The sequence below is a fragment of the Mycoplasma sp. CSL10137 genome (assembly GCF_017116845.1).
In the GTDB taxonomy this organism is placed as follows: Bacteria; Bacillota_I; Bacilli_A; order Mycoplasmatales; family Metamycoplasmataceae; genus Mycoplasmopsis.
This window is the reverse complement of sequence record NZ_JAFIRE010000006.1, coordinates 26,397-37,116: the sequence shown is the minus strand read 5'-3', so window position 1 is coordinate 37,116 and position 10,720 is coordinate 26,397. Positions and strand designations below refer to the sequence as shown.

General features: G+C 24.4%; 10 protein-coding genes. 3 read left to right on the top strand and 7 right to left on the bottom strand.

Annotation, left to right across the window (positions count from 1 at the left end):
* Positions 1-954: 954 nt before the first annotated feature.
* From JXZ92_RS03245 to JXZ92_RS03220, 6 genes are all read right to left on the bottom strand, one after another.
* Positions 955-2,223, bottom strand: coding sequence for a restriction endonuclease (locus JXZ92_RS03245; RefSeq protein WP_205852339.1), 1,269 nt, complete (start codon positions 2,221-2,223; stop codon positions 955-957).
* Between the two features lie 3 nt (positions 2,224-2,226).
* Positions 2,227-4,734, bottom strand: coding sequence for a DNA cytosine methyltransferase (locus tag JXZ92_RS04275; RefSeq protein ID WP_205852338.1), 2,508 nt, complete (start codon positions 4,732-4,734; stop codon positions 2,227-2,229).
* Complete coding sequence (locus tag JXZ92_RS03235) at positions 4,727-4,939, bottom strand: helix-turn-helix transcriptional regulator (protein WP_205852337.1); 213 nt, start codon at positions 4,937-4,939, stop codon at positions 4,727-4,729. The genes JXZ92_RS04275 and JXZ92_RS03235 overlap by 8 nt, the downstream gene beginning before the upstream one ends.
* Before the next feature lie 262 nt (positions 4,940-5,201).
* Positions 5,202-5,852 carry a transposase gene (locus JXZ92_RS03230; RefSeq protein WP_205852336.1) on the bottom strand — a complete coding sequence of 217 codons (651 nt, stop codon included), beginning with the start codon at positions 5,850-5,852 and terminating at the stop codon, positions 5,202-5,204.
* Between the two features lie 269 nt (positions 5,853-6,121).
* Positions 6,122-6,262, bottom strand: coding sequence for a hypothetical protein (locus JXZ92_RS03225; protein WP_205852335.1), 141 nt, complete (start codon positions 6,260-6,262; stop codon positions 6,122-6,124).
* A gap of 52 nt (positions 6,263-6,314) precedes the next feature.
* A complete protein-coding gene (locus JXZ92_RS03220) occupies positions 6,315-6,752 on the bottom strand; it encodes a hypothetical protein (RefSeq protein ID WP_205852334.1) in 438 nt (145 codons plus the stop codon).
* Between the two features lie 823 nt (positions 6,753-7,575).
* Here JXZ92_RS03220 and JXZ92_RS03215 point away from each other — a divergent pair.
* The 3 genes from JXZ92_RS03215 (at position 7,576) to JXZ92_RS03205 (ending at position 9,353) form a co-directional block, all read left to right on the top strand.
* Positions 7,576-7,782, top strand: a complete 207-nt coding sequence (locus JXZ92_RS03215; RefSeq protein WP_205852333.1) for a hypothetical protein — start codon at positions 7,576-7,578, stop codon at positions 7,780-7,782.
* Between the two features lie 173 nt (positions 7,783-7,955).
* Complete coding sequence (locus JXZ92_RS03210) at positions 7,956-8,255, top strand: hypothetical protein (protein WP_205852332.1); 300 nt, start codon at positions 7,956-7,958, stop codon at positions 8,253-8,255.
* Between the two features lie 786 nt (positions 8,256-9,041).
* The gene (locus JXZ92_RS03205) at positions 9,042-9,353 is read left to right on the top strand and encodes a hypothetical protein (RefSeq protein ID WP_205852331.1); all 312 of its coding nucleotides are present in this window, start codon (positions 9,042-9,044) and stop codon (positions 9,351-9,353) included.
* 363 nt (positions 9,354-9,716) lie between these two features.
* On the opposite strand, the gene JXZ92_RS03200 is transcribed toward JXZ92_RS03205, so the two are convergent.
* Positions 9,717-10,694, bottom strand: coding sequence for an aspartate--ammonia ligase (locus JXZ92_RS03200; RefSeq protein WP_205852330.1), 978 nt, complete (start codon positions 10,692-10,694; stop codon positions 9,717-9,719).
* Positions 10,695-10,720 lie beyond the last annotated feature (26 nt).

Here is a 10,720-nt window from a genome sequence, read left to right as displayed (position 1 = left end):
TATCAATTGTTATTGATTTAACATTAAGTTTATTTTTAATAATCATTTGCTTTAATTTTGCATTTATTTCATTCGGTGATTTAGAACTAACAAAATCTGCAAAACCAATTCTAGTTTTACGCTCAGTTAAAGTTATTATATTTTTATAACCTGTAGATCTTTTACCTAATATTAAGTCTGCTTCCCAATGTCCAAATACTAGTCTTAAATCGACTTCTTTAGGTCTAGCCCATATTGGTAATACGTATTCAGCACTTCTAACGAGTCTACTTATTATAGAGGATTATGCTTTCTACCTTTTTATAGTAAGATCTTAATCTATCTTTTGGTTATAACTCATTTATTAGTTTTAACTCAATTAAAAAAGTTTCTATAGATGATATAAAATATTATTACATTTACTCTTTACATAATTAAATGTAGCCTTAAAACCGTGAATTTTTTATTATATTTTTTCTTAAAATAATTACCGAATTCTTCTAATTTAAAATTAACATCGAATCTAAAAAGATATTTATGTGATTTTCTTCTCAACTTTTTTCTATGAAATTAAAAAATTATAATTACCATAATAATCACAATTTTTTCTTATTTCTCTTGAAATCGAAGAAACATTTCTTCTTAAAATTCTAACAATCTTCGTAAAGAAAAGTTATTCTGAATACTATTTTGTATAAAAAATTTTTCTTCTTTAGTAATTTGATTGTAATTTTTGTTGTATAATTCATATGATTTCTTGGTTCATATGGAACCATTTTTTTATTAAAAAATTTCAAGCGTTCCACAACTATATTTTATATTAATTGTGTTGCACTTGAAATTACAATTTAGCAACTCATATCAATAAAAATCAATATGAGTTTTGTGTCAAATTTTATTCCCCTATCTTAAATAATTTATGTTATTTTCTTAAAAAATACAAAGCACTTTTTCAAAGTCAAGTACTAATCAAACTTATATAGCATTTTTGGTATCATTGATTAATGAAATATATTTGTTATTTTCAATGTAGTCACTATAAAAATAGTCTATTTTATTAATTATTGTTGCAAAATCCAAATCTTCTACTTCACTAAACTCGTTAGTCTCAAGACCTATGTTCAAAACTTCCTTATATTTCTTAAAATCATAAAATTTTGGTATGAAATCTGATTTCAAATTATCCATTATATTATTACATTTTACCAATAAACAAATATATTGAAAATCCTTATCAACATATTGCGTGTTATTATTTGGATGAGCCATTCCAAAATGTTGATTCGGAGTAAGCATTATCAAATTTTCTAAATAATTGGCTATTTCCGGATAATCTGATTGAGGGAAAATATGATGCGCTTGTGTCGCATTAATTACCTCTGTTTGTTGTTTAACTTCTGATTTAGAAGAATAATATCTATCATTATATTTTCTTATATCTTTTTTAGCTTTGTTAACAGTATATTTATATTTAGCATAAGCTTTAGAATTCTTTTGTTTTAAAGTTGCTTCATATTCTTCTCTTGTTATAGATTTATCTTTACCGATTAACTCGTCTCTCCAATTTTCTCTATTATACTGTAGGTCATTCATAGTAATATTTTTTAATGAAATTTTCCCTTTTTTGCTTCCTAATTTCTTAAGTTTAAACGCCAATGGATTTATAATTTTTGTAAAAATTCTACCACATTCTGTTTCTTTATTAATTGGTGTATTTTGAATAGTAAAATTAATAAAATGATTTCTTACATCTTTGTATGAATCTTTAGTCTGTAATTCAAAAAAATGTTCAAAACTTTTGAATAAATCACTATCCTTTAAAACTTTTACTATGTACTCATAAAGAAAATTTAATGCATTTGTTGGTCTTAAAGCTATATCTTTCAATAACTCTTTGTCATTAATCTTATAAAAATATCTATTATTTTTCTTTCTTGCTGATAATATTTTGCTATAAGACAATAATTTTATTGGCTGACCAAAATATTTATCATACTCATTGCTTGCTTTTAATTCAGGGTCAGGCTTAGAAAAAATTTCGATAACATTATTTCTAGAATATTCACTACGCCATATATCTGACACTGTAAATTCTTCCTTTTCTTCATTTTCCACATATTCTATAATACAATCAGCTATGATAGACACAACATCAAAAGTGCATTTTTGATCTATTCACCTAGCATCTTTACTTTTTCTAACATCATAATCAAATTTATTTAAAAATTCAGAGTAAATGCTCATTATTTAGACCTCCTTATTTATTCCAAACCAATACACACTTATATTATCAATATTTAATGAGCGAGTTTGATAGTTTCTTGCCAATGAATAAAATTCTCTAAATTCCTGGCTAGAAATATATTCTCTTTGTTTTTCTGTTATTTTAAAATCATATTTTTTTTGAAGAATTGCAACAGAACCATTACTAATATATTTTTTATCTTTTTTTAATAATCTTGGTTTGTAAGTCATATTGGGGGCTAAATAAACATCATTATTTTCGATAAATTTATATACACTTAATTTTTTAGCTTCATTTAAGTCGATATACGAATCATAATCTTTAATATCAACTATTTCACTTCCAACATCAGAAATATTTCTAGATTTTATAACACGTACATAATTATTACTATAAGACTTATTTAGCATTTTAGTTGTGATTTGTCTATCTCTAAATACCGAAAACACTCCAAATATCAATTTATTCGAAACTTTATCAAAAAAATCATTTCTATAAATTACCCAATAAGGTAAATCATCAGAAAATATATATTTTTTAGGTTGCATAATTTCAAGTTTTTTAGTCAATGATTTAACCAATGTTTTTGTATTTTTCTTATTAGTTATTATTAAATTTATAGTCTCTATTAATACACCTTTAAAACCAAGTTCTCCAAAATCTAATATAGAATCAACATTGTATTTTTTTAATTTATTTCTAGTTTCTGTATACTCAGCAGTATTTAATAAATTTTTCGGTAATATTAATGATACATTATCAGAAATTAACAATGATTTTTCTAAGAACAATCCTGATAGATTAGTCAAGCTCTTGCTAAACTCATTATTTTTATTATATTTTAAAGTTTCTTTTGAACTTAATTTGGTAAATGGTGGATTCCCGATAATAAGGTCAAATTTAAAATCAAACTTTGCATCCATATAATCCGCATTAATAAAATTAATTTTAAAATTATCCGGAATTAATTTACTATCAAATATAACTTTCAATATATCTAATATTTCTGGGTCAATATCAATTATTGTAAGTGACACTTTTTTTATATAATCATATTTTTTAAATATAAGAGGAATAAAGTTCCCAACTCCAACCGATGGTTCTAAAATATGAACCTCATCTTTTCCAAAGTTTGGTAATACCGAAACTATTTCGTTTAATATTTTCTTTGGAGTATAAAATGCTGAATGAGAATATCTATTTGCATTTGATAATTCTATAATTCGAGCTAAACTTTCAAAACAAATGGTATCTTTGTTGTTTAAAACATATTTTTTCAAATTACTAATATCGGTAAGTTTTTCCACATCAATTATTTTATTAATGTCAACTTCTCTTATTTTTTTTTGATTAAGATACTTTTTTATATTTTTAGCAATTTGTCTAAATATTTCAGTCGGAACAGCTTCTCCAATGCTCTGTCTAATGTTTAATTCTTCCTTTTTTGAAATAGCTTTTTTCTCTTTATAGGTTTTAGAATTTAGATCATATAAAGATAATTCCAACCATTTAAAACTATCTGGTATAGACATCATCTTCATTAATTCTCGTATTGAAAATACCCTGTCTTGATTAGGATGAACTGTATTTTGACTTGCCATTTGATCATTTCTTGTATGAACACATGGAGCAACTTTATCAAAAGTTTGTCTTTTATATTTATCACCATTCTTAGATTTATTAATTACTATTTCGCCATTAATAATTTTATGAGGTTTTTTAGTGTCATCTATATTATCAAATGCACTTTCACCTTCATTAATATTAGAGATCCAATCTCTCATATGAATAGGATACTCTCTAAAACTATGATAAAAATCTTCATTATCGTATTCACCCCATGATAATTTAGGCATAGTTCCAATTACTTCTCTTAATGTTTTCTCTTCTCTATAGCTTGGGAATAATTCTAGCGGCAATATAAAATCACTTTCCGACTTATGAACACCTATTACCAATGTTCTTGTTCTAGAGGAATTAGAACCATAATTTTTAAAATTTAATATTCTATTATTTATAACGTATTCAGAAGACAATTCTGATGTAATCATATTTCCAATTGAAACTACTTCGTCATTATATGTGCAGCCAGTTTTCCAAAACGCTGACACATTTTCGAAAACAAAAAATCTTGGCAAAACTCTTTTTACTATCTTTACACTTTCAACAATTAAACTATTTCTTTCAATTTCATCATCTTTCTTTTTATGGTTTGCAACACTCATTCCTTGACATGGCGGGGTAGCTACAACAACATCAACTCTATCATTCCCCATTTTATTTCATAATTTTATTTCATTATAGATTTTATTTTGTATATTTTTATCTGTGATATCTCCACTAATATATCCACTATCAAAAGTACATTTATCATTAATTTTTTGAATGTTAAGTCTTCTTTCAATTAGTTCATTAGTAGCGATACATTCAAAATCTTCAACTTTAAATCCATAACAACCAACTCCAGCAGATGAAAACAAAGAAATATATGTCAATTTATTATTAATCATTTTTTTCCTCCACGCATTCTATAATTTTTGAAATATCACATTTCAATGCATTGCATATTTTTAACAATATATTTGTATTTACATTCTTCTCAGTTTTTAATTTGTGTAATGTACTTTTACTTATATCAGTAATATTTATCAAATCTTTATTACTCATTTCTCTATCAATCAGTAATTTCCATAATGGTTTATAACTAAATTTCATACATAATATTATATTATAATTGTATCGACTTTTCAAATAAATAGTTCTATTTCTCGAACTTTTTTGGGATAAACACCCAATTTTTACAGTTGTTATACTTAGAATAATTCCTATTAGATTTTAATAGCATTAGAGTTTGATTGTTTGCAGTTACTTGTTTTTATAGTTTTAACTATTACGCGAAGTTTCGGGGTTTTAAAAGAAAAGTTTAAATTAAAACAACTTATATCCATAATTTCAACTTTTTCATTTTTTCGTATTCTTATTCTAACAACAATAGAATATCGTTATAATTAGCAATATTTGCATCATCATTGATATATTTAATACTATTTGTCTCAGCTAATACACCTGATACCATTCTTTTTATAACCATTTTAGCTACAATTCTATTTGTTTCGTAAAATTTATTCACTAAATAAATAGAATATTTTAAAACCACTAATGATATAAAGTTTAAGGAAAAATTACCTCTAATATGTTTGCTTGTTCTAACATAAATTGGTCTAATTTTTAATGCATCTTTTAATGTTTTAAAGTTTTCTTCAATTTGTCATTGTTTATAATAAATATTAATAATTTCTGATGGTGGCATAACTTCTCTTGAAATTTTGAAAACATAATAATCATCGTACTTTTTATCTTCATTTACTTTTTCGTGGTCAAGAATAAATTCCGTTTTACCGACCTTTTTGTAAAATTTATATTTCTCAATTTCTACAATATCGCCTGCACTAACCATTTTGTTTTTTTGTTTTTTATGAGAATTATTGATTAAATTTTCTCTATCTTTTTTATCTTTTGATGCTCTTTTTGCATTATTGGTAATAATTCTTCTTATGATATCATTAACTCTTTTTCCTTTTCAGTGTGAATAGTAGTTATATTTTTTATATTTTGTATCTTTATCCAAGTTATTATAACCTGTAGCATTAAGTGCAAAATCTTTAAAAGAATTTGATGATGTTTTTAATATATACGAAATTATCTAATCGATATTACGTGCTTCTAAAACGAATATTCTTGTTTATAGACATACCTTTATCAGCTATAATTGTTGCCTTTTTTAAGTTATAAGCTTTTTTCATTTCTAAAACTAATGATAAAAAATTGTAGTATTTCCTTTAAATATTTCTATAAAAATAGGTATTCATTACTGTCTGTTGCCATACTAATAACAACTTATTTTTCCTCAAACTTACCATATTTTGAATAACCAAGTTTTCTTAACCCTTCTCTAACAAATGATTCGGATGAATCATAAAATATTAATTGAATATCTTTGTGAGTTAAACTAGTAATTGTACTGTTTAAACCTTGCATAAGGCAATTTTCATTATTTGATAAGATATCTAAAAGATTATAAAATGTTTCTTTATTTAGTGTAGACAGAATTGATAAATTCATCTTTAGTTTGAAATCTTTTTATAACACTATTATCATTTATCATTCTTGAGGCAATTTGATATTCTAATAATTCTTCCAGATTTTTATGTTTGGATTTTTGTAGAAATTCAAATATCTTTAATTTTTGAACAGTCTTATAAATTACGGTAATTCCGTCGTTGGCAACATATTCCTTAATAGTTTCACCGCGTTCACCGTGTAATTTACCTAACAAGTGAACTTTTATTTCTTTCGGATCTTCGGTTCAATCTATTTTTTTCAATTTCAGTTCCAAATATTTCAAGATAATTTTTATTAATTTTTTTAATTTAATAGTATTTCCTAATGAAATTATCTTTTTAAACTTGTTTTTACATTCGTTTCTCTTGATTATGTATGTATATTTAACTTTTTGGAGTACCTTCATTAAAAGTATTGCAATTTGTCTATTAGATGCCCCAAGATAATTAGTCCTATTTATATTAAAATATTAGAGGAGTAATTATGAAAATTAAAATTAACAAAAATGAATATACAAATTATTAGTTAAAAAAGGAAAGACAAATTAATTTTATTGTAAAAAATATTGATAAAAACCGAACCTCCATTAGTGAATAAATTAAAATGTATTCAACTAGAACAATAAGAATAATTAAACATAAATTAATGTTGCTTGCTTTAAGCGATAATCCTATATACAAAATCAATCATGGTAATAAATATAAAAAAACGTAGACAAATATAACGATAGAGAATTTATCGAAACAAATAAACAATTAATTGAATTTGAAAATTCTATTATTCATGATAAATCAAAAAGTTCAATAACTTATATTGATTGATACAAAAAACATCTAAAAATGTTGAGTTTTCTTTATCAACTTTTTATGAAAGATCACTTTCAAATGATTTTTATAGTGGTTATATAAATAAAAAACAGAAAGAAAAGTTAAAAAAATAAATAAAGAATTATTATCTCAAAAGAACAAAGAAATAGAATATGTAATCAACTTAAGTTTAAAAAACTCAAAAGAACAAAAGAAGCATAAATTTATACTAACAAAAAGTCAATTCTAAATTTTGGTCAAATTGCTTAAGTGGATTATGTTTTTATAGATTTCGAAAAAATAATGATAATTAAAATCCTAAAATATGTATATATCATTCAATTAATGCAAGTACTGAATAAATTATTAGCAATTTATCCTTTGGACCAAGAAACTAATAATGGGTATTAAAAACTAATAGAAATGGTATTTGATAATTATGATTTACCCGAAAAAGTATATTCAGATAATAGAACAACAATGCATAATGCTCACAATCATGAAACAAGGGTTGCTAGAGCATTAAGAGAGAAAGGTGTTGAACTTTTATCATCTTCAAGGCTTACATTTAAGCCAAATGTGGAAAGATCATTTAAAGCACACAATCAAATTATCCATTATTTTTCATAGTAAAAATATAAAATCTACTACAGATATAAAAATAACGCAAAAGAAATTATTGATTTTTATAATGATAAATTTAAAAAATAGAAAAAGAAAAATTAAATGTGTTTAGAACTCCTAATGCGGAAAAACTAAAAACAAAATGATTTTAAAAATTAAAAAAAATTATTAAGGGAGTTATGAAATTTCAAAATCAATTACTAGCACCGTTTGATAAAGATAGTCACAGAGTTTATATGTATGATAAAAGCGAAATTGAATTTGTTGAAGATTCAAATGGTAATTTATGTTTTACAACTGGTGATAATAGGATATATGAAGCTAAAACTTCAAAAGGATATCAATTTACTCGATTAAAATTATGATTGATTAAAAAGGGTTTTGATCCTTCAAATACTAATATATTAAATTTAGTTAAGTTTTATTCTGTAAACACTAATTTTACAAATCATAATATTAACAAAATTAAAAAAAATTAGAAAATAAAACAGATAATCACAAAGAAATCCGAGAGTTGTTGGCGATATTATCAACAAATTAACAAGAACTTCAAGATGAGTTAATAGAATCTAAAATATAATTTTAGAAAATAAATTATAAAAATGAAATCAATTGTGAATAACAAAATTTAATTTTTTGAAAGGTATTAAACAATAAAACTATTAATTTTTTTGATAACTAAAGAGTCTTCTTTAAAAAATATTTAATCGATATTAAGCGTTTTATAGATAAAACGTAATTTTTCCATACTCTTTTTTAAAGAAGATATTTTTTCTGTTGCTTTATAAAAAAATAGGCAATTTTGGTAACTGAAACTTCAAAATTTGCTTAATTATTAGAAAAATTCTTTATTCATTTTCAATATATTTTAAAATTTAATAAATAGAACTTAAAACTAGAACGATTTAAATAAATAGATATAGCATACAAAAGTATATTTTTTATTTTTTCTTATATAATATATATAAATGGATGCAAATTTCTATATAGCAAAGTGCTCAATAATGATAAAAATGTATATAAGAAAAAGAATGACTGTATTGACCATTTCATAACGGATCCTTGCAAAAAAGTAGAAGGGATTTTGTAATGAGTAATCAACTTTATCAGGTGTATAGATGTTGGGCTAATTTTAATGGTGAATAATCAGAAATAACCGAGATTTTGCAGTGATTTTAATATGTAGTGGCTATACAAAAAACAAGTAGATGAATACAGTGTCACTGAATTAAGATTTTGAAGAAATAATTTAGGAGGATAAAACTATGATTATAAATAATAGACCATATACAAATGAAAATGGATATGTAGACGATGAGCTTATTGCAGATATTGACGAGAAAAAACAAGAAATTGTCTTTAACTGGATTGATGAAAATATTATGCCTAGAAAAACAAAACTAGAAACTATAACGAGCTATGGTATTAAGCATCTTTTACAAAAAGATACAGGTATTTATCTTACAAACAATCAATTTAAGGATGCAATGATGCATTGCGGCTACAAGCCAGTGAATCCAAATGAACTTAACTGGACTTATCGAATAAGCAAGAAATCAAAGGCCTTTAGGGACTAATGATAAGATGAGTGCATGGTAGTGAATAGTAAAACCATAACTTTATATTTATTATATATAATATATGTGTGGTAATATGAACGGGGGACACTAAGGAATTTATTTAGATACTTAGAAATGGGACATATTAATAGCTAGCACACACAGAAAAAAATATTTTTTTAGGTACAACTTATTTGTTGTGTTAATTTTTTGTATTTTTTATATATAAGTTGGAAAAGTCCAAAAATTAATAATAACTTTAAAATATTAAGGACAAAATACTACAATAAAAATATGTTTTTGAGTACGACAAATTGTTATGTATATTTTTCAACTTTTTTAGGTATAAAAACGAACAAAACATAAATTTTGTTCGTTTTTTTATAATAAATGAATGTTTTCTTTTTTTAGTTCTTCTTTCATTTCTTTTGGTCAGTATGATGACTGTACTTCACCAATATGTTGTTTTTCAAGCATTAACATACTTAGTCTACTTTGACCAATTCCACCACCAATTGTGAGTGGTAAAGTGCTTTCTACTATACCTTTGTGGAACTCTGAAATGGATTTAACTTCTTCTTCACTCATTTTTGATTGAGCTATTATAGAATCTTTATCCACACGTATACCCATAGACGACAATTCTATTGCTTTATTTTTTCAAGGAGCATAAATTATTAAATCTCCATTTAATTTTCAATCATCATAGTCAAATGCTCTTTTAGATTGAACTACTCCAGACATCATAGGTCAACCAATTTGATAAACAAAAATAGTGCCTTTTTCTCTTGCTAACTCATTTTCCCTTTGTTCAGGAGTTAAATTAGGAAACATATTTTCTAATTCTTGTGAACTAACGAAAAATACACCGTTTGCAAAAACTTCTTGCAAATTATATTTTTCATTAATATATTTTTTTGTTTCTTTTACACAGTTGTAAATTTTATTAACAATATTTTTTAAAAAATTAACATTTCTATCTTTAGCAGTAATTATTTTTTCTCAATCTCATTGATCAACATAATATGAATGGGTATCATCTAAATCTTCTTCACGTCTAATTGCATTCATATCTGTATATAAACCTTCGTATGTTTCGAAATGATAGTCAAATAAAGCTTGTCTTTTTCATTTTGCAAGTGAGTGGACTATTTGTAATTCTGTTGTTGAATCTTTTGGTAAAAATTTAACCGGAGCTTCTCCATTCAAACCATCATTTAATCCGGATTTTTTAGAAACAAATAATGGGGCAGTTGCTCTTGTTAAATTTAGCTCTTTTTTAAGACCTTCTTGAAAATGTGCTTTCAGATCTTGAATAGCACTTTGAGTTTCTCTTATATTTAATTTTGACTTATACATATATTTCCTTTTATCCTAATTTTGTT